Origin of the sequence: Streptomyces phyllanthi, assembly GCF_009377205.1 — a bacterium.
In the GTDB taxonomy this organism is placed as follows: Bacteria; Actinomycetota; Actinomycetes; order Streptomycetales; family Streptomycetaceae; genus Streptomyces; species Streptomyces phyllanthi.
Map to the genome: position 1 here is coordinate 1 of NZ_VJZE01000101.1, position 24,714 is coordinate 24,714.

Below are 24,714 nucleotides of genomic sequence, written 5' to 3' on the forward strand. Positions count from 1 at the left end.
GGGATCCGTCCACGGCGGGATGTGCGTGAGGACGAGGCGGCGGGCCCCGGCGCGGGCGGCCGTCTCGCCGGCTTCGCGGCCGTTGAGGTGGAGGTCCGGGATGTCCTCCTTGCCGCGGGTGTACGCGGCTCGCGCGCGCTCGGTGGGACTCCTACGGTCCGCGCACAGGCTCTGCGGCTCGACCCACTCGTACGGCGAAGGCGCCCTGCGACTCAGCCGGCGCATACACACCGGCGCCCGCGCCCTCACACAGGCGTCTTCACCGTGGTCAGCGAGTGCAGAAAGCGCAGCAGCGTCAGCAGGACGTCCCGGCTGGAGGCCCGGCGCCGCGCGTCGCACTCCATGATGGGGATCTCCTTGGGCAGGTCGAGCGCCGAGCGGAGTTCCTCGATGGGGTAACGGGGCCCGTCCGGGAAGGTGTTGACGGCGACGACGAACGGCACGCCACGCTCCTCCAGGCGCCCGATGACATCGAAGCTGACCTCCAGCCGCCGGGTGTCGAGCAGGACGACCGCGCCGAGGGCGCCCTCGAACAGGCCGTTCCACAGAAACCAGAAGCGCTCCTGGCCGGGGGTGCCGAAGAGGTAGAGCACCAGCTGTTCCGTGATGCTGATACGGCCGAAGTCCATGGCCACGGTGGTGGCCGTCTTGGACTCGGAGCCGTAGTTGTCGTCGACTCCGATTCCGGCCTGGGTCATGGTCTCCTCGGTCGTCAGCGGCCTGATCTCGCTGACGGAACCGACCATGGTGGTCTTGCCGACCCCGAAACCACCCACGATCACGATCTTCACCCCGGCCTGTGCCGTGTGCGGCAGGTGGTCCTCCATCCGGGGACCCTTGACGGGCTCAGAGCTTTTGAAGTCCATGCATCACCGCTTCGAGGAGGGAACGGTCGGCCCGCGCCCGACGGACGATCGGGGCGCGCGCCTGGACCAGTTCGGCCGCCAGCAACTCGGTGAGCAGGACGGTCACCACGCTGAACGGCAGATTGAGGTAGGCCGAGATCTCGGCCACGGACAGGGGCGCCTGGCATATCCGGAGCAGCGCCGACTGCTCCGGCGTGGCGGAGGGGGGCGGGTCCTCGCTCGCCACGATCAGCGTCACGAGGTCGATCGGGGCCCGCTCGCCGTCCTCGACGGCCGCGCCCGTGATGATGTACAGCCGCTCGGGGTTCCTCACCCGCTTGCCGTCCGGGGCGCCCTCGCCGCCCGGCTCGGGTGGCGGCGGGGGCTGTGCCTCGGGGTGGCGCCGTCGGCGCTGTGGAGGTGTCATACGGTCTGCCCGTTCCGCCGTGGCGGACTGGCCAGGTGAGAGCCGATGCGGGCGACGAGATCGCGCATGCGGTTGCTCATCAGGCCGGGTTCGGCGATCGCGTTGGCGAGAACCGCGAGATAGGCGTTGGGGCCCGCCTCCATCATGTAGAAGTAGCCGCCCTGGATCTCGATGATGACCACACGCATCCGGCCGTCCCCGGTGTTGATCTCGGCGGCGACGGCGCCGGCCAGGCTCTGCAGGCCCGCGCAGGCCGCGGCGACACGGTCGGCGGTGTCGGGATCGCCGCCGTACCGGGCGATGCGCAGCCCGTCGGCGGAGAGCACCACGATCTGCTGGATACCGGGCACGCCGTCGGCGAGGTCCTTGAGCATCCAGTCGAAGTTGGCTCGTGGCTTGGTCACTTGAGGTCCCCCTCGTCGTCGGCCTCCACGTGGGCCGGCTCGTTGTCGGCGCTGGATGTCGTCGGGTGGTCCGGGTCCCTGGTGAAGGCGTTCGGGTCCGGGTCGCCCTTGAGCCCGGCCCAGAACTCCTCGATCCACGCTCCGGGGGGCTCGATCTTCTCCGGTTCGGGTTCGGGCTCCCATACAGGCGCGGCGGCCCGCGCGGCCTCGGCGGCGGCCTCCGCGGCGGCGGCTTCCGCCATCCGCTGGCTGAGCGGGGTCTTCACCCGGCTACGGCGCTGTGGCAGTCCGTTGGCGGTCCACTCGGTGACGACGGGGACGTCGTCCTCCGCGCCCATCAGCTCGTCGGCCGAGGACGGGACGCTCGGTGGTCCCGTGGTCGGGCGGCGCTTCTTCTGCGCGCGCTCCGGTCCCGGGACGCCGTCGTTGTCCAGGGTCGGCAGGGAGGCGGCGCCGATACCGTGGGCAAAACTGGTGGCGGGCTCGTCGGTGAGCATGGCGCGCGGCACGACGAGTACGGCGCGGACACCGCCGTACGCGGACTGCCGCAGCGAGACCTGGATGTCGTACATCGTCGACAGACGGCCGACGACGGCGAGGCCGAGGCGCGGGGTGTCGCCGATCTCGTGGAAGTCGGCGCCCTGCTGGGCCCTGAGGAGCATGTTCTCGGCTCTGGCGCGGGACTCCTCGCTGAGGCTGACGCCGGCGTCCTCGATCTCGATGGCGACGCCCGTCTGCACCTCGATGGCGGTGACGTGCACCTTGGTCTGCGGCGGCGAGTAGCGGGTGGCGTTGTCGAGGAGTTCGGCCGCGGCGTGGATGAGCGGCTCGACGGACAGGCCGCCCACGTTGACCTTGGCGATGGAGTGCAGCTCGATACGGCGGTACTCCAGGATGCGGGACATGGCGCCGCGCAGCACGCTGTACAGCGGTACGGGCTCGGGCCACTGACGGCCGGGACCGCCGCCGCCGAGGATGGCGATGGAGTCGGCGAGACGGCCGATCAGCGCAGTGCCGTGGTCGATGCGCAGCAGGTCGTCGAAGACCTCGGGGTTGCGCCCGTGGTCCTCCTCCATCTCGCGGAGTTCGTTGTTCTGCTGGTGGACGATCGCCTGGACGCGTCGTGCGATGTTGACGAAGGCGCGCTGCGAGGAGTCGCGGCGGGCGTCCTCGCGGTCGACGATGTCGAGGACCTTGTGGATCAACGACCGCTGCGATGGGGGCAGATGGCTGTAGACGGGGTTCTCCGCGATGCCCAGGCGAATCACCTCTGAGGGGGAATCACCCCGGTACAGGCGGTCCAGCATCGCGGGCAGGATCTCCCGGCCGAGACGCAGGAACTCCTCGTCGTGGGTGGCGACGCGCTGTTCCAGGTGGGAGGTCCGCCGCACGAGTTCGGCGCGCGCGGCCCGGAGCTGCCGCCCCCGGCGCACGACCTGTGACGCGACCGCGACGACCAGGACGGTCGTGAGGGCTCCGCACCAGCCGACGGCGATCCGGGCCGGCCCCGTCAGCAGGGCGGCGACGGCCCCGGTCGCTGCGGCCAGGAGTATGGCGGGCGGCAACAGCACCCGCGCGTAGGGAAGTTCACGGCCACCCGGAGGCGGAGGCGATTGAACACTCACCATGTATGCCTTCATGAAGTTCAGGGAGTTCAGGGAGTTCAGGGAGCCCAAACCGAATCTTCGGTAATTTTGGGAACAAGCGCCCGATTACACCTCAACTCGGTGCGCTGCGGACGAGCTTAGTCCGACCGGATCATCGCTATGTCATATTCAGCAAGCACCTGAAATCGGCACAACAGCAGGAGTACGCTCATCCTCATTTATACGCTGCGACAGCAATCGAACACTTAGCGTAATCAAGAACGGGCGTACGGGACCCATGTCCCGACGACCCGGAAGGCAGCCCTGTCGCCACGGTCAACTGACGCTGGGCGTCCCTGAGTTCAGCTGGTAGGCGAGTCCAGCGCGTACGGCATACGGCCTACGGCATCGAGGCCGGTGAAGTGTGCCCGGCGCGCGCCGGGAAGGGGGTGCGGGTCGTCTGCGCGACCCGCCGCACACCACCCGCACCCGTCCCGGGGACCCACGCCCCCGGACGCGAACCCCGCCCGGCCGAGCCGCCGGTGGCTACCCCACGGACGAGTAGGCCACGACCCCCCGGAGCAGCGCGTCCACGGCCTTGCGCGCGTTCTTCGCCACGGTCGAGTCCTCGGCGGGAGCCGCCGCCGAGATCTGTCCCAGCACGTCGATGACCTGCTTGCACCACCGCACGAAGTCACCGGCCGGCATCTCCGCCTCGCGGAGCACCTCGTCGAGTCCCTTGCCGGAGGCCCACATGTACGCGGACCAGGCGAAGCCGAGGTCGGGCTCGCGCTGGCCCACGCCCTCGGTCTGGCTGATACGGAACTCCTCCTCCAGCCCGTCGAGGCGCCCCCAGATACGGACCATCTCGCCGAGCGCGGCCTTGGCCTTGCCGGACGGCAGCTTCGGCGCCAGCGCGTCGTCGCCGACCCGGGCCTCGTACACCAGGGCCGAGACGCACGCGGCGAGTTCAGCGGGGTCGAGTCCCTCCCAGACCCTCTCACGCAGGCACTCGCTGGCGAGCAGATCCAGCTCGCCGTACAGCCGCGCGAGCCGCTTGCCGTGCTCCGTCACCTCGTCACCGCGCAGATAGTCCAGCTCGGTCAGCAGCGCGACGATACGGTCGAAGGTCCGCGCGATGGTGTTCGTACGGCCTTCTATACGGCGCTCCAGCTGGGCCGTGTCCCGCTTGAGGCGGTGGTAGCGCTCGGCCCAGCGCGCGTGGTCCTCGCGATCGCTGCACCCGTGGCAGGGGTGGGCGCGGAGCTCGGTGCGCAGCCGGGCGATCTCGCGGTCGTCGGCGGCCGCGGACCGCTTCTTGCGGTGCCGGTCGGGGACGAGGTGCCCGGCCTTGGTGCGCAGCGCGGAGGCCAGGTCCCGCCGCGACTGCGGTGAGCGCGGGTTGAAGGACTTGGGGATCCGCATCCGCTCCAGGGCCTCGACGGGCACCGGGAAGTCGATGGACGCCAGCCGCTTGACCTGTCGCTCTGCGGTCAGGACGAGCGGGCGCGGACCGTCGTGGTACTCGAAGCCCCGGTGGCCGTTGGAGCGGCCCGCGGGCAGCCCGGGGTCCAGCACCAGGGCCAGCCCCGCGTACTTGCCCGTGGGCACGTGGATGACGTCGCCCGGCTTGAGCTTCTCCAGCGCCACGGCCGCCTCGGCGCGCCGCTGGGCCGCGCCCTGCTTGGCCAGCTCGGTCTCGCGGTCCTTGAGGTCGCGGCGCAGCCGCGCGTACTCCTCGAAGTCGCCGAGGTGGCAGGTCATGGACTCCTTGTAGCCCTCCAGGCCCTCCTCGTTGCGCTGCACCTGGCGGGAGATGCCCACGACCGACCTGTCGGCCTGGAACTGCGCGAAGGACGTCTCCAGCAGCTCGCGCGAGCGGTGCCGGCCGAACTGCGCGACCAGGTTGACAGCCATGTTGTACGACGGCTTGAAGCTGGAGCGCAGCGGGTACGTGCGCGTCCCCGCGAGGCCGGCCAGGTGGTCGGGGTTCATGGCGCGCTGCCAGAGCACGACCGCGTGGCCCTCTACGTCGATACCCCGGCGGCCGGCACGGCCGGTCAGCTGGGTGTACTCGCCGGGGGTGATGTCGGCGTGCTGCTCGCCGTTCCACTTGACGAGTTTCTCCAGCACCACCGAGCGGGCGGGCATGTTGATACCGAGCGCCAGGGTCTCGGTCGCGAACACCGCCTTGACCAGGCCGCGTACGAACAGCTCCTCGACGACCTCCTTGAACGTCGGCAGCATGCCCGCGTGGTGGGCCGCGATACCGCGCTCCAGGCCCTCCAGCCACTCGTAGTAGCCCAGGACGTGCAGGTCCTCGGCGGGGATCGTCGCCGTGCGCTCCTCGACGAGGGCGCGGACCTTCAGACGGGCCTCCTCGTCGTTCAGCCGCAGACCCGCGTACAGGCACTGCTGGACGGCGGCCTCGCAGGCCGCGCGGCTGAAGATGAACGTGATGGCGGGCAACAGGCCCTCGGCGTCCAGCCGTTCGATGACCTCGGGCCGGCTCGGGATCCAGACCCTCGACCGCTGTCTGCGCTCGCGCTCGCGGTCGGCCTCACGCATCGCCCGGCCGCGCCTGCGGTCCTGGTACGAGGGGCGGCTGGCCTCCATGCGCGCCATGCGCGTGAGGTCGGGGTTGACGGCCTTCTTGTGGCCCTCACCCTCCTCGAAGAGGTCGTACATACGGCGGCCGGCCAGCACATGCTGGAACAGCGGCACGGGCCGGTGCTCGGAGACGATCACCTCGGTGTCGCCGCGCACGGTGTCGAGCCAGTCGCCGAACTCCTCCGCGTTCGACACCGTGGCCGACAGCGACACCAGCGTCACCGACTCGGGGAGGTGGATGATCACTTCCTCCCAGACGGCGCCGCGGAAGCGGTCGGAGAGGTAGTGCACCTCGTCCATCACCACATGGCCGAGGCCGAGGAGGGTCTGCGAGCCCGCGTACAGCATGTTCCGCAGCACCTCGGTGGTCATCACGACCACCGGGGCGTCGGAGTTGACGCTGTTGTCCCCGGTGAGCAGACCGACCTTGTCCGTGCCGTAGCGGCGGCACAGGTCGGCGTACTTCTGGTTCGACAGCGCCTTGATGGGCGTCGTGTAGAAGCACTTCTTGCCCTGGCTCAGGGCGAGGTGGACGGCGAACTCGCCGACGATCGTCTTGCCGGAGCCGGTGGGGGCGGCCACCAGCACGCCCTTCCCCGCCTCGAGCGACTGGCAGGCCTCGATCTGGAAGGGGTCGAGACCGAAGTCGTACATCTCGCGGAAGGAGGCGAGCGCGGTGGCCTGCTCGGCAGCGCGCCTGCGTGCTGCCGCGTACCGCTCGGCCGGTGAGAGGTCCTCTGTCATCGTGCTTTCGAGACTACCGGCCCCCACTGACAACAGGACGATCATTATCCGGATCGGCCCGTACCCCACACGGGGTCGGCGCAGCTCAGGGTGCCAGGACCCGCACGGCACCACGCACACAGTCCGCGGTCAGCGGCAGCGCCCCGAGCGGCTCCCCGTCCGCGTACCCGGTGCCGCTGTCGGCCGCGATCTCGATCCGCGCGGCCCGGACCACGGTCACCCGGGGATGGTCGAGATGCGTGCCCCTGTACACCTTCGGGAACACCCTGAGCAGCGTCCCGCGGCCGCAGTCCCCGACGATCGTGATGTCGAACAGCCCGTCCTGGAGGTCCGCGCCGGCACAGATCCGCATACCACCGCCGTACGACGATCCGTTGCCGACGGCCACGAGCGTCGCCTCGATCTCCCGTACCTCGCCGTCGTCGAGCCTGATCCGGTACGGGACCGGCCGGAAGGCGGCCAGTTCGGCGAGCATGGCCAGGTCGTATCTGAGGCGTCCGGCCGGCCATCGCATCCGGTTGCCCCGGTCGTTGACTCGGGAGTCGAAGCCGGAGGCCAGGACGGTGCCGAACCAGGTGCCGCCCACCCGTCCCAGGTCGACGTCCCTCAGCCGGGATCCCTTCAGCGCTTCGGCGATCAGGCGTCCCGCCGCCTCCGGATGGCGGACCGGCAGCCCCAGTGCCCGTGCGAAGTCGTTGCCGGTGCCGACGGCGACAAGGCCGAGCGGGGTGCGGGTCCCGGCGACTGCCTGGAGTGCCAGGTTCACCATGCCGTCTCCCCCTACGGCGACCAGGGCCCCGGTGCCGTCCGCGACGGCGGCACGCGCGCGCGTGAGGGCGTCCTCGGAGGTCTCCCCGAGGACCGTACGCACCTGGAAGCCCGCCGCCCGCAACGCGGAAGCGGCCGGCAGCGCCGCTCGGGCGCCCCGGCCGCGGCCCGCGGTGGGGTTGACGAACAGGGTGATCTCGCCGGTCACGGCCCCGACCCTACGAGGTGTTCCCGGGGAGTGGCGTGGGGCGTCAGGTCACGTCGTCATAACCGTTGACCCGGTCCGGGGCCGTACCCGAACCGCCCGTGCCCTCGGGCAGCGCCCGGCTCGCCGACACGGACTCGACCTCACCGATCTCCTCGGGCGTCAGATCCAGCTCGGAGGCCTCGTCGTCGTCAGGGCCGAGTGCTTCCTTGCGGGCTCGTCGCTTGTCGTTGAGCAGCGAGAACCCCACGGCGACGAAGTACAGGACGACGATCGGTCCGGACAGGGCCAGCATGCCCACCGGGTCGGTGGTGGGCGTGGCGACGGCACCGAAGACGAAGACGCCCATGACCACACCGCGCCACCAGCCCGCCATACGCCGTCCGGAGACGATGCCGCCCAAATTGAGCATGATCAGCAGCAGGGGCAACTCGAACGCCGCGCCGAAGATCAGCACCATGCGGATGGTGAAGTCGAGCACATCGTCCAGGGAGAGGATGTTGGCCGAGCCCCCCGGAGTGAGGCTGATCAGCACCTTCACGCTGATCGGCAGGATGACGTACGCGAGGTAGGCGCCGCTCAGGAACAGCGGCACCGCCGCGGAGACGAAGACGTACGTGTACTTCTTCTCGTGCTTGTGCAGGCCGGGGGCGATGAACGCCCACAGCTGATACAGCCAGATCGGACTCGACACCACGAGACCGGCCATCAAGCTCACCTTGATCGTCGTGGTGAACGGCGAGGTCAGGGTGTTGAACGAGACGATCGCGCAGTTTCCCCCGTCGCTGTTGGCGAAGTCGTCGCACTTGGGCACCGGCTCGGCCAGGAACTGCATCAACTGTTCGCTGTAGAACGCAGCGACGATCATCACCAGGACGATCGCGATGACCGCCTTCGTGAGCCGGTTGCGGAGCTCACGCAGGTGTTCCACGAGGGGCATCCGCCCCTCGGGATCCTTCTCCGTCTTGTTGCGGGCAGACTTCAGCAACCCACGTTCCCATCTCGTGCGGCGGGCCGGAGGTCACCGGCCCTGGTTCAGCGCTTGGTCGTGTCCGTCGGTTCGGTGACCGGGCGGGAGCTGGTCACATCACCGGGGGCGGCCTGGATGGTGCGCTGAGCCGGGGCCTCGTCGTGCGGCGGGGCGGAGGCGGCGGTGGTGTTGTCCTGGCCTTCCGACTTCATCGCCTTGGCCTCGCTCTTGAGAATGCGCGCGGACTTGCCGAGCGAGCGGGCCATGTCGGGAAGCTTCTTCGCGCCGAACAGCAGGATGATGACGACGAGGATCAGAATGATCTCGGTGGGGCCGAGCCTACCCATAGCTGTTTACCTTCTTCACCGAGGCGACAGGAAGTTCTGGTGTCCGGCTGGTCGAACAGACATCCGACCATCGGGCTGTGGGCGATCGTAACCCGCAGGAGTAAACGTCAGGCAATGCCTGTGCATACTCCATGTTCGGCCCGCGCCTCGTCCCTGGGCCGCGCCAATGAGCGTACCTGCCCCGAGTGAGAAGTTGACAAGACGAAAGTGCCGCAAATCGCTCAGGGCCCGTAACTCACAGGGCATCCCGCCAGGACTCACAGCCCGTCAACAGACCGGGCCGCGCTCATGGAGGCCCGCTCCAGATCCTCGGCCGCGCGGTTGATACGGGCGGCGGAGTCGCTGACCTGTCTGCCGAGACGCTGGGCCTCCAGGAAGACCCGGACGGCGAGCACACCGAGGACGGCGAGACCCAGGAACCCCACAGCGATCGCGAGCATCGGCCAGAACATGCCGCCGAGCCTAGACCGTCGAGTGCAGCCGCAGCGTCCGCACCCCGCCCCCGGTGAGGAGTTCGACGATGCGCTCACCCGCGGGCTTGCGCACGGCCGTGCCGCACTCAGGGCAGGTGAACGAGTAGAACGTGGTCTTGCTGGTCGCTCCGATGGCCAGCCGCAGCGCACCGGCGCCCAGCTCGAAGCTGGCCCTGCAGTCGGGGCAGCCGGCCCTGAACACCACGTCGGCGACTCTCTTCATGCCGGCGAAGGCGACCGCCACGGACATCTCCCGCACATCCGGCACACCAGACATCGCAGACCCGCTCAAAGCCCCTGCTCCCCTTGTTGATGGTTCGTTCGCCTCCGGGGCGCACAATCCCGTGTCGAGGCCACGACCGTGCCCGGCCCGTCGGCCTCCGCGCTCCCCCAGGCTCTCGGCTTCGCTGGAGCGGGGAGGTACCCCATGTGCCCTCGACACGGGCGCGGCCCCTCCGACTCACTCACGCCTGTCGTACCGCCGGTCCTGAACTCCGTGCTCCGGCCGCGGACCACCGCCGCTGCCACCACCGCCGTACGCCGCGTCCGCCCCGTCGTGCCCCGGACGCGCCCCGTCGTCCTCGACCCGAAGCCCTTCGTACGCCGCCAGCGCCTCCCGGGCCGCCTGCCGTGCGCTGTCCGCGAGCTCCGGGGGCGAGACGATCCAGCCGTCGCGCCCGAGCCGCAGGGCCAGCCGCCGCAGCGAGGCGGGATCGGGAGTCCGCAGGGTGATACGCAGCCCGCCCTCCGGCAGTTCATCGGCGCTGTCGTGCGGGTAGTACTCGGCCACCCAGCGCCCGCCCGGCCCGACCTCGACGACCACCTCGGGATCCTCGGCCGCGGGCTGCACCAGCGCCTCGGAGAGATCGCGCAGCTCGATCTCGGGCGGCGCGGACGGCTCGTCGAGGATCTTGATCTCGGCGACCCGGTCGAGCCGGAAGGTGCGACGCGCCTCGGAACGGCGGCACCAGGCCTCGACATACGTGTGACCGACGCTGACCAGGCGGATCGGGTCGATCTCGCGTTCGGTGACCTCGTCGCGGGCCGGTGAGTAGTACCGGATCCACAGACGGCGGCGCTCGGAGATCGCACGGTCGACGTCCGCGAAGACGCCGCCCTCGGACTCGAAGGTCACCGAGAGCCGGGAGCTGGCCCCGGCCGCCTCGCCCGCGGCCGCCTCCACCTTGGCGGTGGCCCGCAGCAGCGCCTGCCGGTCGCCCTCGCGCAGGCCGGGCAGGGTGGACACGGCACGGGCCGCCACCAGCAGCGCCGTGGCCTCGTCGGCGGCCAGTCTGAGCGGCTCGGCGACGTCATCGGGGTTGTGCCACCAGATCCGGTCGCCGTCGGTGTCGATGTCGAGCAGGTCACCACCGCGGAAGCTGGTCCCGCACAGCGGCAGCACATCGAGATCGGAGATCAGCTCGTCCTCGGTGATCCCGAAGGCACGGGCCACGTCCTCGACACGCGCGCCGGGCCGCTCCCGCAGATAGGTCACCAGGGAGAGCATCCGCCGGGTCTGGTCGATGGCGTTCGCCGGCCTGGCCGGTTTTCCCACCACGTTCTTACGTCCCCCTCAGCCCTTGGCCACGGCACGCAGCCGGTCCACCACGTCGGCCCGCAGCTCGGCAGGGCCCAGGACCACCACGTCGGGCCCGAACTCCACCAGCCAGGCGTCCAGACCGTGCCCGTACGGAATCTCCAACTCGTCCCAGCCGTCACCGAGTTCCCGCACGGAGGTGGCTTTCGCCCGCAAGGGGTACCCGGCGCCCGTACGCAGCCGGATCAGCGCGGAACGGTCGGCCGTCTCACCCGCCCAGCTCGCCACGGTCTCCCGCACCGTCACCACGTCCGGCACGTCGGCCGTGAAGGTGCCGCTGCGTGACTTGACCCTCCCCGTGATCCGCGAGAGCCGGAAAACCCGCTCGGCACCCCGGTCACGGTCCCAGCCGGCCAGATACCAGTGGCCGCGCCAGCACTCCAGCGCCCACGGCTCCACGGTCCGGAGCTCGGGATGGGCAGCCGTGGCCTTGCGGTACTCGAAGACGACCGGACGCCGGTCCCGGCAGGCCAGCATCAACGGCTCGAACGCGGCCTCGTGCACGGGGATACGGGGCTCCAGGGCGCCGTGCGCCTCGTACGGGTCGACGTCCTCGGGGAGCCCGGCCGCGCGCAGCTTCTGCAGGGCGCCGCTGGCCGCGCCCGCGAGACGGGCCTGCTGCCACACCTTGGCGGCGAGACCGAGGGCGGCGGCCTCCTCGGCGTCGAGGGTGATGGGCGGAAGCCGGTTGCTGTCGCGGCGGGCCAGATAGCCGACCTCGCCGTCCAGGTTCTCCACCGTCTCGATGACCAGGCCGAGTTCCCGCAGATCGTCCTTGTCGCGCTCGAACATCCGGTTGAACGAGTCGTCAGACCCGGCTTCCAGATAGGCCTCGATGGACCGGCGGAGTTCGCGCTTGCTGAGCGGCCGCCGCGTCCCGAGCAGACACAGCGCCAGGTTCATCAGCCGCTCGGCCTTGGCAATGGCCATCGACGTCCTTCTCCCTATGGTCCTTATGCCGGACGACCGTACCGCCCCGGAGCACCAGGACAAAAGCCGAGGGCCCATGCCCGGGCAGGCATGGGCCCCGGGTGATCGGGTCCGGTCCCACCCCGATCACACCGCGTACGGCGATCACCCTGTACGGCGATCACATCGCGCCGGTCGACCAGGCGCGGGAACGCTCGGGCGGTCGGGCCCGGGCCCCGAATCAGACCGAGATCAGGTCGCAGACGAAGATCAGCGTCTCGCCCGGGGCGATACGGCCGCCACCGGCGCCACGGTCGCCGTAGGCGAGGTGGGCGGGGATCGTCAGCTGGCGGCGCCCGCCCACCTTCATGCCCTGCACGCCCTGGTCCCAGCCCGCGATGACCTGGCCGACACCGAGCTGGAACTGCAGCGGCGTACCGCGGTTCCAGGACGCGTCGAACTCCTCACCGGTGGAGAAGGCCACGCCCACGTAGTGGACCGAGACGGTGTCACCCGCCTTGGCCACCTGCCCGTCGCCCTCCCAGATGTCCTTGATCTCGAGGTCCTTCGGGGGCTCGCCGCCCGGGAAGTCGATCTCGGGCTTCTCAATGCTCACTGCACTGGCTCCTATGTCGTACGAACGTCATGCGCGATGACGGATGGGCAACCTGCCCAGTCTTACATCACGGCCAGGATGTCGACGGCGAACACCAGCGTGGAGTTCTTCGGAATGCCCTGCTGCTCCTGGTCACCGAAGGCCTGGTCGGGCGGCAGGACGAGCAGCACCCGGCTGCCGACCTTCTTGCCCGCGAGACCGGCCTTCAGCCCCTTGACCGTCAACTGGTCCAGCGGGAACGTCGCCGTCTTACCCGTGTCGTACGTGCTGTCGAACTTCTTGCCGCCCTCCCACAACAGGGCCTCGTAGTTCACGACCACACTGTCGGTGTCCTTCACGACGGCGCCGTCGCTCTCCAGGACGTAGTTGGAGACGAGCTTCTTCGGCGGGTCGCTGTCCTTCGGCATGGTCACCTTCGGCGCCTTGCCGTCGGTGTTCGTACCGACCTTCGGCAGGTCGATGTTGTCCTGCGCGACCTCCGTGCCCTTCGCCGAGGCGGGGATGGTCGTCCCCTTCACGATGTCCACGACGAAGACCAGAGTGGCGTTGGCCTTGATGTCGCCCTGGCCCTGCGCTCCGTACCCGAGGTCCGGCGGGATGACCAGCTCGACACGGCTGCCGACCTTCTGACCCTCCAGGCCCTGGTCCCAGCCCTTGATGACGCCGCCCGCTCCCAGCGTGAGGGAGAACGGCTGCCCGCGGTCGAAGCTGTTGTCGAAGGGCTTGCTCTCGTCGTACTCCTGGCCGAGGTAGTTCACCTCGGCGGCGTCGCCCTTCTTGAGCTTCGCGCCGTCACCCTCCTTGAGGACCTCGACCTTCAGCCCCTTGGGCGGGTCGCCCTCCCCCTTGGCGAGGGTCGGCTTCTTCCCGAACTCGGCGCCCTTGGTGATCGCGGGCACACCGTTCTTCGTGGAGGTGGAGTCGGAGCCCTTGTCGTCGTCGCTGCCGCATGCCGCTGTGGAGAGCAGCAGCAGCGGTACGGCGAGCAGGCCGGCAATTCGGCGCACGTGTTCCTCAGATCTCAGACGGCACTGTGGTCGCCCGCCACTCTAGGGCCTGTCCGGCGGATAGGGGTCGGACAGGACCCGGGCGTGCGACGGGCCCCGTACGAGTACGTACGGGGCCCGTGGCCGGTTCCCTCAGCCTGAGGTCACATTCCGGCGATGAGTTTCTCCACCCGGTCGTCGACCGAGCGGAACGGGTCCTTGCACAGCACGGTGCGCTGCGCCTGGTCGTTGAGCTTCAGGTGCACCCAGTCGACGGTGAAGTCCCGGCGCTGCTCCTGGGCGCGCCGGATGAAGTCACCGCGCAGCCGGGCCCGCGTCGTCTGCGGCGGCACGGACTTGCCCTCGAAGATCTTCAGGTCGTTGCAGATCCGGGTGGCCTGCCCCTTCTTCTCCAGCAGGTAGTACAGCCCCCGGCGGCGGTGGATGTCGTGGTAGGCGAGGTCTATCTGCGCGACCCGCGGGTGCGACATGGTCATGTTGTGCTTGGCCCGGTACCGCTCGATGAGCTTGTACTTCATGACCCAGTCGATCTCGGTGCCGATCCGGTCGAGGTCCTCGGACTCGATCGCGTCCAGCGTGCGGCCCCACAGCTCCAGGACCTGCTCGACGGTGCCGGTGCGGATACCGCGGCGCTCGCAGAAGTCCACGGCCTTCTCGAAGTACTCGCGCTGCACCTCCAGCGCCGAGGCCTCCCGGCCGCTGGCCAGGCGCACCTTGCGGCGACCCGTGATGTCATGGCTGACCTCGCGGATCGCCCGGATCGGGTTCTCCAGGGTGAGGTCGCGCATCACCGTGCCCGCCTCGATCATGCGCAGCACCAGGTCGGTGGCGCCGACCTTGAGCAGCATGGTCGTCTCGGACATGTTCGAGTCGCCGACGATCACATGCAGACGGCGGTAACGCTCGGCGTCCGCGTGCGGCTCGTCGCGCGTGTTGATGATCGGCCGGGAGCGGGTCGTCGCCGAGGAGACGCCCTCCCAGATGTGCTCGGCACGCTGGCTGACGCAGTACACGGCACCGCGCGGCGTCTGCAGCACCTTGCCGGCGCCGCACAGCAGCTGCCTCGTGACGAGGAACGGAATCAGGATGTCCGCGAGCCGGGAGAACTCCCCGTGCCGGGCCACCAGATAGTTCTCGTGGCAACCGTAGGAGTTGCCCGCCGAGTCGGTGTTGTTCTTGAAGAGATAGACGTCGCCCGCGATTCCCTCCTCGTGCAGGCGGCGTTCGGCGTCGACCAGGAGTCCCTCGAGAATGCGCTCGCCGGCCTTGTCGTGGGTGACCAGTTCGGTCACGTTGTCACATTCGGGTGTCGCGTATTCCGGATGTGAGCCCACGTCGAGATAAAGGCGTGCGCCGTTCCGCAGAAAGACGTTGCTGCTGCGGCCCCATGACACGACACGGCGGAAGAGGTACCGCGCCACCTCGTCAGGAGACAGGCGGCGCTGTCCCCTGAACGTACATGTGACGCCGTACTCGTTCTCCAGCCCGAAAATGCGGCGGTCCATGACTGAACATTACGCCCGATCCCCTGAGCTGAAACGGGGTTCGACAGCACGGTTCGGATCATTTTCCCCTGAGGAGACAACCACCACTCCCCGCCGCGGAGCCACCAGGACCCGCCCCGTGACCAGCAGCACCACCAGGGCAGCGCCTCCGGCGGCGACCGGAACGACAAAGCCCCACAACGCCCCGCCCGACTCGACGACGGGGCCCGCGAGCCCCGTACCGACCGAGTGCCCCACGGTGAACGTCGTCACGATCCAGGAGAACGCCTCCGTCACCGTGCCGCTCGGCGCGTGCCGGTCGACCAGGACGAAGGAACAGGCGATACAGGGCGCGAGGAAGACCCCGGCGAGCGCCGTGAGCGCCGTCATGGCGACCGGTCCGGGCATCAGCATCAGGGGCGCGTAGCAGACCGCCAGAAGGGCCACGAGCAGCTGCAGCCGCCGCCCGGGCGCGCCGCTCCACTGCCGCGCTCCGTACGCGGTGCCGCCGACGAGCGCGCCGAAACCCAGACCGGCGATCAGCCAGCCGTACACCGTGTCGCCACCGTTCCCGTCCGCGTACGACATCGCGGCGACCGTGATGGAGCCCAGTGCCATCCCCACGAACAGCAGCGCGGCCAGCAGGACCAGGAGCCCGGCCGAGCGCAGCGCGCCGAGCCAGTGCGCCTCGCGCGGCGCCGACCGCCACGCGCGCGAGGGCGGCGACACGACCACCGACAGGGCGCCGAGGACACCGACGACGTTGATCAGGACGAGCGCGGCCTGGGCGGACCAGAGCGACACGCACAGCGTCACCAGCAGCGGCCCCACGGTGAACATGACCTCCTGGGCCACGGCGTCCATCGCGTACGCCGTGTGCACCTGGTCCTCCTTCCGGAGGACGGAGGACCACAGCGCGCGCAGACCGCCCTCCAGAGGAGGCGTGAAGAGCCCGGCGACCACGATGGACGCGTAGGCCACCGGCAGCGGCTCGATGCCCCCGTACGCGAAGACGGCGGTCCCGAGGGCCGAGACGAGCGCGGCCGGCAACTGGACGCGGGGCTGGCCGTGGAGATCCACCAGACGACCGAGCACCGGCTGCCCCACGGCGTTGGCGAGGCCGTAGACGGCGACCAGGGCCCCGGCGAGGCTGTAGGAGCCGCCCTCCGCCCGCACGAAGAGCATGACGGCGATCGCGGCCGTCGCGTTCGGCAGCCGGCCCACGAGTGTGCCCACCAGCAGGCGCGTGGCATGGCGCGCCCTGAGGATCTCCAGGTATCCCGCGGCCAATGACCCCACCCTTCTTCTCGACGCAGGTGCCCCGGCACCCGGAACAGGCACCGGAAGCACCACGTGTTACGTATAACGTCCCTGGCCATACGTACCATGTGCGCTGTCCACGAGTCCAGACGAAGGAGCAGGCGACGGTGGCACGAGGCAGTACCCGCCCCACGAGCCGAGACGTCGCCCAGGCCGCCGGCGTGTCCCAGGCCGCGGTCTCCCTCGTCCTCGGCGACAAGTGGCGCGGACGGGTGTCCGCAACCACCGCCGAGCGCGTCCGGGAGGCCGCGCACGAGCTCGGCTACCGGCCGAACCTGGCCGCCCGCAACCTCCGCCTGGGCCACACCCGGACCGTACTGCTGGTGGTCCCCGCCCTCACCACGGAGTTCTTCGGAGGCGTCTACACGGGCGCCGCCCGGGTCGCCGCACAACACGGCTTCGGCGTGGTGCTCTACCCCTCCCCCGAGGGCATCGGCCCCGCGCGGGACCCCTTCGCCTCCGCCCAGGCGGCCCTCGACGGCGTGATCGCCTCCTCCATGGCGGCCGACGCCCTCACGGCCATCCGCGGCGACCAGCTGCCCCTGGTGATGCTCGACAGCGACCCAGAGGGCAGCCTGGGCGCGGCGACGGTGAACCTGGACATCACGGACGGCGTACGGCAGGTCGCGGACCACCTGCTCTCCCTGGGCCACCGCAGCTTCCTGCACCTGGCGGCCGACATCGCGTCCTGGACCTTCGACGTACGGGCCCGCGAACTCGCCACGCGGCTGTCCGACGTGCCGGGCACACTGCTGCGCACGGCCCGTGCGCCGATCTCCATCGAGGACGCCGTCACGGCAGCCGAAGCCGCCCTCTCCGCTCCCGGCCCCCGCCCCACGGCCCTCGTCTGCGACGACGACAAACTGGCGGCGGGCGCCTACAAGGCCGCCCGCCGCCTGGGCCTGCGCATCCCCGACGACCTCTCCGTCACCGGCCTCGACGACCTGGCCCTGGCCCAGGCCCTCGACCCGGAGCTGACGACGGTCCGCCTGGACGCCGAGCTCTTCGGAGAACGGGGCATGCGGGCGCTGCTGGCCGTCCTGGAGGGCCGTACACCGGCCGAGGGCGACATCCCCGTGGACCTGGTCGTACGAGGCTCCACGGCGCCACCAGGACGCTGAGCGCAAACGCCGCGCGCCCCGGCCTGTGATCGGCCGGGGCGCACACATCGGGCGGCGGGATCGCCGGTGGCTACTTCTCGTCGTCGTCGGCGTCGGCGCTCTCGGCCTCCGCGGCCGTCTCCACGCCATCGGCCTCCAGAAGCCGGGAGAGCTGCCGGCGGGTGATCCGCTTGAACTTGCGCTGCTGCGGACGCGTACGGTCCAGGACCGCGACCTCCAGGCGCTCGGCGGGGATCTCCCGCTCACTGCCGTTCGTGTCGCGGGACAGGGCCTGGACGGCCAGCTTGAGGGCCTCGGCGAGCGTCATGCCGTCCTGGTGCCGCTGGTCGAGATAGCCGCTGATCTGCTCGGCGTTGCCCCCGACCGCGACCGAGCCGTGCTCGTCCACGATCGAGCCGTCGTGCGGCAGCCGGTAGATCTGGTCCCCGTCGGGCGTCTCACCGACCTCGGCCACGACCAGCTCCACCTCGTACGGCTTCTCGGCCGCGCTGGAGAAGATCGTGCCCAGGGTCTGGGCGTAGACGTTGGCGAGACCGCGGGCGGTCACGTCGTCACGGTCGTAGGTGTACCCGCGGAGATCGGCGTAGCGCACACCGCCGATCCGCAGGTTCTCGTACTCGTTGTACTTGCCGGCGGCCGCGAAGCCGATCCGGTCGTAGATCTCACTGAACTTGTGCAGCGCACGGGACGGGTTCTCGCCGACGAAGACGATGCCGTCGGCGTACTGCAGCACGACCAGGCTGCGGCCTCGGGCGATGCCCTTGCGGGCGTACTCCGCCCGGTCGGCCATGGCCTGCTGGGGTGAGACATAGAACGGCGTCGACACCGGTTATCCGTCCCTTTCTGTGGAAGTCACTGGATCACCTGGCAGAAGTGGCTCAGAGCAGGGCGGCCCGCGGGCCGTCCGGCTGCTCCAGGCGCCGCTCCAGGATCGAGCGGGCGATCTCGGAGGACTCCTCCTCGGTGAGCCGGCGGAAGCCGTCCTCGGTGATCACGGTGACGATCGGGAAGATACGGCGGGCGACATCGGGGCCACCCGTCGCCGAGTCGTCGTCGGCCGCGTCGTACAGGGCCTGGACCACGAGGGTCGTGGCCTGTTCCTCGGTCAGGTCGTCACGGAAGAGCTTCTTCATGGCGCCGCGGGCGAAGATCGAGCCGGAGCCCGTGGCCGCGTAGCCCGTCTCCTCGGAGCGGCCGCCCGTCACGTCGTACGAGAAGATGCGGCCCTTCTCGCGGTCGACGTCGTACCCGGCGAAGAGAGGGACCACGGCGAGGCCCTGCATGGCCATGCCGAGGTTGGAACGGATCATGGTCGACAGACGGTTGGCCTTGCCCTCCAGTGAGAGCTGGGCACCCTCCACCTTCTCGAAGTGCTCCAGCTCCAGCTGGAACAGCTTCACCATCTCGACGGCCAGACCGGCCGTACCTGCGATACCCACCGCCGAGTACTCGTCGGCCGGGAACACCTTCTCGATGTCCCGCTGCGCGATGACGTTGCCCATCGTGGCCCGCCGGTCACCGGCGAGGACCACGCCGCCCGGGAACGTCACGGCGACGATGGTCGTGCCGTGCGGGGCCTCGATCACACCCTGCGTGGGCGGCAGCTGCCGGTTGCCCGGGAGCATCTCCGGCTGGTGCTCGGACAGGAAGTCCATGAACGAGGACGACCCAGGCGTCAGGAAGGCAGCTGGTAGACGCCCGGTGCTACGAGTGTTGGCTTCCACGCGTTTCCTTCCACGTATGTCGCAGCCCGCCTTATGACGTCGGGCCGATCCTTGAACTGCCCCAGTGCCGCATTGCAGCTGAAGCACAGTACGCCACGGACCCTACCCGTCTTGTGGCAGTGATCCACATGCACCGGCAAAGCCTCCAAACATACGCAGCAGACGCTCCCTTGGGAGGCGATCAACTCGTCGCGTTCGGTTTCGGTGATGCCGTACTTGCGCCACAGATGGTCTTGTCTCCCCCTGACAGCCCGACACGCCTTACAACGTGTCGACAGGCCGTCCGATGCCGTCGCCTTGCGATGCCATTCGCTGTGGGGCTTGACCTCGCCGCACCTTCGACAGAGCTTGTGCCCAGGCGGAACATCCACCTTCTCCCGTACCGGCTTTCCTCTAGCCTCCTGGCGGCGCCGGTAGCGCGCGGCACCGTATTCGGCCACGCACTCCCGGCACCAAACCTGAAGGCCATCGTCCCGATTCCCATTCTTCGCGAAGGCATCAAGAGGAAAATTCCTCTCGCATCTCCTGCACTGCCTCGCGTCCGAGCCGCCAGCCAACCCCACCCTCCGAGACCTTCGATTCGAAGGTGAAAGCGCCTAGCGACCCTTACTGACCACCCTTCTGCACGAATGAGCGCACGAAATCCTCTGCGTTCTCCTCGAGTACGTCATCGATTTCGTCGAGAACCGAGTCCACGTCATCGCTCAGCTTCTCCTGGCGCTCCTTGAGGTCCTCCGAAGCCTGTGCCTCGGGCGCCTGCTCCTCGACCTCCTCGGTAGAGCGCGTGGCCTTCTGCTGTCCGCCGCCGGTGTCCTTGGTCGCCATAACCCTCACCCCGCTCATTTCGCCCGACATGGTCGGCATTGCTGCCGATCGGTCATGATCAGACCCTACAAGCCGGGTCTGACATTGGCCCCGCAGTTTCCACAACGTCCGGGAGCCACCTCGATGATTCCCGGACACCGCGCTTTCCACCCTGGCCCCCGGCCCTCGCCCGGGTGCCCGCTCAGCCGCCCGACAATACCCTGACCAGGTCTTCTGCCGTGCGGCAGCGGTCCAGGAGTTCCTTGACGTGATTACGCGTTCCGCGAAGCGGTTCCAGGGTTGGAACGCGCTGCAGGGAGTCCCGGCCGGGCAGGTCGAAGATCACCGAGTCCCAGGAGGCCGCGGCGACGTCGTCGGCGTACTGCTCCAGGCAGCGGCCGCGGAAGTACGCGCGGGTGTCCTCCGGCGGCTTCGTACGGGCCCGCTCCACGTCCGCCTCGTCGAGCAGCCGCTTGATCTTGCCGCGGGCCACGAGGCGGTTGTAGAGGCCCTTCTCGGCGCGTACGTCGGCGTACTGGAGGTCGATGAGGTGCAGTCGGGCCGCGTCCCAGTCGAGGTTGTCGCGGCGCCGGTAGCCCTCCATGAGCTCGCGCTTGGCGACCCAGTCGAGCTCTCCGGAGAGGCTCATCGGGTCGTTCTCCAGACGGTTGAGCGTGTCCTCCCAACGACTGAGGACGTCCTTGGTCTGGTCGTCGGCGTCCGCCCCGAACCGCTCCTCCACGTACTTGCGCGACAGCTCGTAGTACTCCATCTGCAGCTGTACGGCGGTGAGTGTGCGACCGCTGCGGAGCGTGACGAGGCGTTTCAGTGACGGGTCGTGCGAGACCTGGTGGAGCGTGCGGACCGGCTGGTCGACGGCCAGGTCCACGGCGATGAAGCCGTCCTCGATCATGGACAGGACGAGCGCCGTGGTGCCCAGCTTCAGGTACGTCGAGATCTCCGAGAGGTTCGCGTCGCCGATGATCACGTGGAGCCGGCGGTACTTCTCGGCGTCGGCGTGCGGCTCGTCGCGGGTGTTGATGATGGGGCGCTTGAGGGTGGTCTCCAGGCCGACCTCGACCTCGAAGTAGTCGGCTCGCTGGCTGAGCTGGAAGCCGTGCTCGTGCCCGTCCTGGCCGATGCCGACGCGGCCGGCTCCGGCGATGACCTGGCGGGAGACGAAGAACGGCGTCAGGTGGCGCACGATGTCCGAGAAGGGGGTCTCCCGCTTCATCAGGTAGTTCTCGTGCGTGCCGTAGGAGGCGCCCTTGTTGTCGGTGTTGTTCTTGTAGAGATGGATCGGCTGGGCCCCCGGGAGCTGCGCCGCGCGCTCCGCGGCCTCCGCCATGATCCGCTCGCCGGCCTTGTCCCAGAGGACGGCGTCCCGGGGGTTGGTGACCTCGGGTGCGCTGTATTCGGGGTGTGCGTGGTCGACGTACAGACGCGCGCCATTGGTGAGGATCACATTGGCCAGGCCGATGTCCTCGTCGGTGAGCTGGCTGGCGTCGGCGGCCTCTCGGGCGAGATCGAAGCCCCGCGCGTCCCGTAGCGGATTCTCCTCCTCGAAGTCCCAGCGGGCCCGGCGGGCCCGGTGCATCGCCGCCGCGTAGGCGTTGACGATCTGGGACGAGGTGAGCATGGCATTGGCGTTCGGGTGACCGGGGACGGAGATCCCGTACTCCGTCTCGATGCCCATTACTCGCCGTACGGTCATGCGGCCCTCCTTGCCCGGCGGCACCCTCGGTCATGGGCGCCGCTCAGATACCGCTGGCGCTCCGGTGCGTGTGCGGTGCCCGTCCCCGCACTGCGCGACTCGGCGGTACGAAAGAGCCTAGAACGCCTTTGCGCTGGTGGGGAGATCATTTGAGTCATTGCCTTGCTCCAGCTGTGCCCGAAAAACAGTCGGCTGCGGGTACCCGCGAAGGGCACCCGCAGCCGCCCTGGCTTTTACAGGTACTGCCCGGTGTTCGCCACCGTGTCGATGGAGCGTCCGGTGTCCGCGCCCTGCTTTCCGGTGATCAGCGTACGGATGTAGACGATCCGCTCGCCCTTCTTTCCGGAGATACGGGCCCAGTCGTCCGGGTTGGTGGTGTTGGGCAGGTCCTCATTCTCCTTGAATTCGTCCACACATGCCTGGAGGAGGTGGGAGACCCTGAGGCCCTTCTGGGTCTTCTCGAGGAAGTCCTTGATCGCCATCTTCTTGGCGCGCCCGACGATGTTCTCGATCATGGCGCCGGAGTTGAAGTCCTTGAAGTAGAGGACTTCCTTGTCACCGTTGGCGTAGGTGACCTCCAGGAAGCGGTTCTCCTCCGATTCGGCGTACATCTGTTCCACGGCTGTCTGGATCATGCCCTGGACCGTGGATCCCTTGTCGCCGCCGTGCTCGGCGACGTCGTCGGCGTGCAGCGGGAGGCGCTCGGTGAGGTACTTGCCGAAGATGTCCTTGGCCGCTTCGGCGTCCGGACGTTCGATCTTGATCTTGACGTCGAGGCGGCCGGGGCGCAGGATCGCGGGGTCGATCATGTCCTCGCGGTTCGAGGCGCCGATCACCACCACGTTCTGCAGGCCCTCCACACCGTCGATCTCGGCGAGCAGCTGGGGGACGATGGTGTTCTCCACGTCCGAGCTGACACCGGAGCCACGGGTGCGGAAGAGGGACTCCATCTCGTCGAAGAAGACGATCACGGGGGTGCCCTCGCTGGCCTTCTCCCGTGCGCGCTGGAAGACGAGGCGGATCTGCCGCTCGGTCTCGCCGACGTACTTGTTGAGGAGCTCGGGGCCCTTGATGTTGAGGAAGAAGCTCTTGCCCTGGGCCTGGCCGGTCACCTCGGCGACCTTCTTGGCGAGCGAGTTCGCCACGGCCTTGGCGATCAGTGTCTTACCGCATCCGGGGGGCCCGTAGAGCAGGACGCCCTTCGGCGGGCGCAGCTCGTGCTCCTTGAAGAGGTCGGGGTAGAGGTACGGGAGCTCGACGGCGTCGCGGATCATCTCGATCTGGTTGCCCAGGCCGCCGATCTGCTCGTAGCCGATGTCGGGCACCTCTTCGAGGACGAGTTCCTCGACCTCGCTCTTCGGGACCACCTCGTAGACGTAGCCGGAGCGGGGTTCGAGCAGCAGGGCGTCGCCGGGACGGATGGTGACGTCCAGCAGCGGCTCGGCGAGCCGTACCACCCGTTCCTCGTCGGTGTGCCCGAGCACCAGGGCGCGCTCGCCGTCCTCGAGGATCTCCTTGAGGGTGACGATGTCCCCGACGCGCTCGAACTCCATGGCCTCGACCACGTTGAGCGCTTCGTTGAGCATCAGTTCCTGGCCGCGCCGGAGCTCGTCGAGCTCGACGCTCGGGCTGACGTTCACCCGGAGCTTGCGGCCCCCGGTGAAGATGTCAGCGGTGCCGTCCTCGTTCGCCTGCAGGAAGACACCGAAGCCGGCCGGCGGCTGTGCGAGCCGGTCGACCTCCTCCTTGAGGGCCACGATCTGGTCGCGGGCCTCACGGAGCGTGTTCGCGAGTCGCTCGTTCTGGGCGGACACGCCGGCCAGGTTCGTCTGCAGCTCGACGATCCGCTCTTCGAGAATCCTCGTGTGTCGCGGAGAGTCGGCGAGCTTGCGTCGCAGGACGGCGATCTCCTGCTCAAGGTAGGCGATCTGCCCGGCCGGGTCGTCGGACCCTCGTCCCGGGCGGATGCCGCGGTTCATGTCGTCGTCGTGGGCTGCCACGGTCCTCACCTCCTCCAAGGGGAGCTGGACGCTTCCAGACCCTACCTGGGTGGGTGTCGATTGAAACCCCTAGATCACAAAGACTGTCAAGGTGTGTCCGATCTTCACCCTTGCGCTCTCCCTCACGCCAGGGGAATACCCACCGAACGTGGTGGGGAAGCGGGCGGAGGTAGGGTCGAAGCGTTCAACACCCGTCAGAGCTGGGCCGACTTGCCTTCGATCCGGATCGGTCGGGACAGGAAACGGCAGGAGAGATGACCGTGCAGCAGGAGGCCGTAGCAGGCGAAGAGGCGCTCGAGGTCTGGATCGACCAGGACCTGTGCACCGGCGACGGCATCTGCGCCCAGTACGCCCCGGAAGTCTTCGAGCTGGACATCGACGGACTGGCCTATGTGAAGGGCGCGGACGAGGAGTTGCTGCAGGCTCCGGGTGCCACAACACCCGTACCTCTGACGCTTCTCACGGACGTGGCGGACTCGGCGAAGGAGTGTCCGGGCGAGTGCATCCACGTGCGTCGGGTTTCGGACAGGGTCGAGGTCTACGGCCCCGACGCGGAGTGACGGGGAAAGCACCCAGCGTCATCCGTGTCTGTTTTCTCACACCACTGAGGGCGTGCCGGGCGCCCTTCAGGAGGCGTTCGTCACACGCTCCGCGCTTCTGAGGGCTTCGAGCGGACGAAAGCGCCGTTCTTCCACTGCCACTTGGCGCGGTCCGTCACGTCGGGGCAGCAACTCGGTACGTCGGTCGAGGAGTAGCCGAGGAGGGTGGCCGTCACCGCGCCGTCACGGACGGCGAAGTCCGAGACGCTGAACCGCTCCTTCGGGTCGACCAGGGTGGCCACCACGCGGGGTGTGTCGGCGGTGCCCTGGGTGAGGACGTAGACACCGCTGGGTGGGTTTCCGGAGCCCGCGTCGCAGCGGACGACGGCGACCGTCTCGGGTCGGCCGTCGCCGTCGAGGTCCCCCGAGGCCTTCTTCTGCACGACGGCCTTGGTGGGGCCGCACTCCAGGGGGAACTCCACGCCGGTGGGGTCCGGGGC

The 24,714-nt window shown here is 69.0% G+C and carries 25 protein-coding genes and 1 pseudogene; 2 read left to right on the top strand and 24 right to left on the bottom strand.

The window, feature by feature from the left end:
* The 17 genes and pseudogenes from FNH04_RS16820 to FNH04_RS16900 all read right to left on the bottom strand — a co-directional run.
* Positions 1–129: pseudogene (locus FNH04_RS16820) on the bottom strand (MBL fold metallo-hydrolase); the annotation flags it as partial.
* Between the two features lie 116 nt (positions 130–245).
* Positions 246–866, bottom strand: coding sequence for a GTP-binding protein (locus FNH04_RS16825; RefSeq protein ID WP_152785058.1), 621 nt, complete (start codon positions 864–866; stop codon positions 246–248).
* A complete protein-coding gene (locus FNH04_RS16830) occupies positions 847–1,272 on the bottom strand; it encodes a DUF742 domain-containing protein (RefSeq protein ID WP_152785060.1) in 426 nt (141 codons plus the stop codon). Before FNH04_RS16830 ends, FNH04_RS16825 begins: the two co-directional genes overlap by 20 nt.
* A complete protein-coding gene (locus FNH04_RS16835; RefSeq protein WP_322723184.1) occupies positions 1,269–1,676 on the bottom strand; it encodes a roadblock/LC7 domain-containing protein in 408 nt (135 codons plus the stop codon). The genes FNH04_RS16830 and FNH04_RS16835 overlap by 4 nt, the downstream gene beginning before the upstream one ends.
* On the bottom strand, positions 1,673–3,304 hold the full coding sequence (locus tag FNH04_RS16840) for a sensor histidine kinase (RefSeq protein WP_152785062.1): 1,632 nt from the start codon (positions 3,302–3,304) through the stop codon (positions 1,673–1,675). Before FNH04_RS16840 ends, FNH04_RS16835 begins: the two co-directional genes overlap by 4 nt.
* A 504-nt stretch (positions 3,305–3,808) precedes the next feature.
* Positions 3,809–6,661, bottom strand: a complete 2,853-nt coding sequence (locus FNH04_RS16845; RefSeq protein WP_152785064.1) for a DEAD/DEAH box helicase — start codon at positions 6,659–6,661, stop codon at positions 3,809–3,811.
* A gap of 40 nt (positions 6,662–6,701) precedes the next feature.
* Positions 6,702–7,592 carry a diacylglycerol kinase gene (locus FNH04_RS16850; protein ID WP_322723185.1) on the bottom strand — a complete coding sequence of 297 codons (891 nt, stop codon included), beginning with the start codon at positions 7,590–7,592 and terminating at the stop codon, positions 6,702–6,704.
* A gap of 43 nt (positions 7,593–7,635) precedes the next feature.
* The gene (gene tatC / locus FNH04_RS16855) at positions 7,636–8,529 is read right to left on the bottom strand and encodes a twin-arginine translocase subunit TatC (RefSeq protein ID WP_152785094.1); all 894 of its coding nucleotides are present in this window, start codon (positions 8,527–8,529) and stop codon (positions 7,636–7,638) included.
* A 95-nt stretch (positions 8,530–8,624) separates the two neighbouring features.
* The gene (gene tatA, locus FNH04_RS16860; RefSeq protein ID WP_152785066.1) at positions 8,625–8,906 is read right to left on the bottom strand and encodes a Sec-independent protein translocase subunit TatA; all 282 of its coding nucleotides are present in this window, start codon (positions 8,904–8,906) and stop codon (positions 8,625–8,627) included.
* Between the two features lie 257 nt (positions 8,907–9,163).
* Complete coding sequence (locus tag FNH04_RS16865) at positions 9,164–9,358, bottom strand: hypothetical protein (protein ID WP_152785068.1); 195 nt, start codon at positions 9,356–9,358, stop codon at positions 9,164–9,166.
* A gap of 10 nt (positions 9,359–9,368) precedes the next feature.
* The gene (locus tag FNH04_RS16870) at positions 9,369–9,656 is read right to left on the bottom strand and encodes a hypothetical protein (protein WP_152785070.1); all 288 of its coding nucleotides are present in this window, start codon (positions 9,654–9,656) and stop codon (positions 9,369–9,371) included.
* Positions 9,657–9,839: 183 nt separating this feature from the next.
* Positions 9,840–10,937, bottom strand: a complete 1,098-nt coding sequence (locus tag FNH04_RS16875) for a helix-turn-helix transcriptional regulator (RefSeq protein WP_322723186.1) — start codon at positions 10,935–10,937, stop codon at positions 9,840–9,842.
* A gap of 15 nt (positions 10,938–10,952) precedes the next feature.
* Positions 10,953–11,906 (bottom strand): helix-turn-helix transcriptional regulator, encoded by a 954-nt coding sequence (locus tag FNH04_RS16880; protein WP_152785072.1) that lies wholly within the window; start codon positions 11,904–11,906, stop codon positions 10,953–10,955.
* A 220-nt stretch (positions 11,907–12,126) separates the two neighbouring features.
* Positions 12,127–12,501, bottom strand: coding sequence for an FKBP-type peptidyl-prolyl cis-trans isomerase (locus FNH04_RS16885; RefSeq protein WP_322723187.1), 375 nt, complete (start codon positions 12,499–12,501; stop codon positions 12,127–12,129).
* 62 nt (positions 12,502–12,563) lie between these two features.
* Positions 12,564–13,508: an FKBP-type peptidyl-prolyl cis-trans isomerase gene (locus tag FNH04_RS16890; RefSeq protein ID WP_322723188.1), complete on the bottom strand. Its 945-nt coding sequence runs from the start codon at positions 13,506–13,508 to the stop codon at positions 12,564–12,566.
* 143 nt (positions 13,509–13,651) lie between these two features.
* On the bottom strand, positions 13,652–15,013 hold the full coding sequence (gene pafA, locus FNH04_RS16895) for a Pup--protein ligase (RefSeq protein ID WP_152785076.1): 1,362 nt from the start codon (positions 15,011–15,013) through the stop codon (positions 13,652–13,654).
* Positions 15,014–15,022: 9 nt separating this feature from the next.
* Positions 15,023–16,282, bottom strand: coding sequence for an MFS transporter (locus FNH04_RS16900; RefSeq protein WP_152785078.1), 1,260 nt, complete (start codon positions 16,280–16,282; stop codon positions 15,023–15,025).
* Between the two features lie 137 nt (positions 16,283–16,419).
* Here FNH04_RS16900 and FNH04_RS16905 point away from each other — a divergent pair, with 137 nt between their 5' ends.
* Positions 16,420–17,433: a LacI family DNA-binding transcriptional regulator gene (locus tag FNH04_RS16905; protein WP_322723189.1), complete on the top strand. Its 1,014-nt coding sequence runs from the start codon at positions 16,420–16,422 to the stop codon at positions 17,431–17,433.
* A 70-nt stretch (positions 17,434–17,503) separates the two neighbouring features.
* On the opposite strand, the gene prcA is transcribed toward FNH04_RS16905, so the two are convergent.
* The 6 genes from prcA to arc all read right to left on the bottom strand — a co-directional run bounded on the left by prcA (position 17,504) and on the right by arc (position 23,675).
* Positions 17,504–18,259 (bottom strand): proteasome subunit alpha, encoded by a 756-nt coding sequence (gene prcA / locus FNH04_RS16910; protein WP_322723190.1) that lies wholly within the window; start codon positions 18,257–18,259, stop codon positions 17,504–17,506.
* A 52-nt stretch (positions 18,260–18,311) separates the two neighbouring features.
* Positions 18,312–19,157, bottom strand: coding sequence for a proteasome subunit beta (gene prcB, locus FNH04_RS16915; protein WP_322723191.1), 846 nt, complete (start codon positions 19,155–19,157; stop codon positions 18,312–18,314).
* The gene (locus FNH04_RS16920) at positions 19,109–19,714 is read right to left on the bottom strand and encodes an endonuclease VII domain-containing protein (RefSeq protein ID WP_152785098.1); all 606 of its coding nucleotides are present in this window, start codon (positions 19,712–19,714) and stop codon (positions 19,109–19,111) included. The genes prcB and FNH04_RS16920 overlap by 49 nt, the downstream gene beginning before the upstream one ends.
* 49 nt (positions 19,715–19,763) lie before the next feature.
* The gene (locus FNH04_RS16925) at positions 19,764–19,982 is read right to left on the bottom strand and encodes a ubiquitin-like protein Pup (RefSeq protein ID WP_062646942.1); all 219 of its coding nucleotides are present in this window, start codon (positions 19,980–19,982) and stop codon (positions 19,764–19,766) included.
* A gap of 181 nt (positions 19,983–20,163) precedes the next feature.
* Positions 20,164–21,675: a depupylase/deamidase Dop gene (gene dop, locus FNH04_RS16930; protein WP_345669737.1), complete on the bottom strand. Its 1,512-nt coding sequence runs from the start codon at positions 21,673–21,675 to the stop codon at positions 20,164–20,166.
* Positions 21,676–21,908: 233 nt separating this feature from the next.
* Positions 21,909–23,675 carry a proteasome ATPase gene (gene arc / locus FNH04_RS16935; protein WP_322723192.1) on the bottom strand — a complete coding sequence of 589 codons (1,767 nt, stop codon included), beginning with the start codon at positions 23,673–23,675 and terminating at the stop codon, positions 21,909–21,911.
* A 254-nt stretch (positions 23,676–23,929) separates the two neighbouring features.
* Here arc and FNH04_RS16945 point away from each other — a divergent pair, with 254 nt between their 5' ends.
* Positions 23,930–24,235 (top strand): ferredoxin, encoded by a 306-nt coding sequence (locus FNH04_RS16945; RefSeq protein ID WP_152785086.1) that lies wholly within the window; start codon positions 23,930–23,932, stop codon positions 24,233–24,235.
* A gap of 80 nt (positions 24,236–24,315) precedes the next feature.
* Here FNH04_RS16945 and FNH04_RS16950 read toward each other — a convergent pair.
* A partial coding sequence (locus FNH04_RS16950; RefSeq protein WP_152785088.1) for a hypothetical protein occupies positions 24,316–24,714 on the bottom strand: 399 nt, incomplete at its 5' end.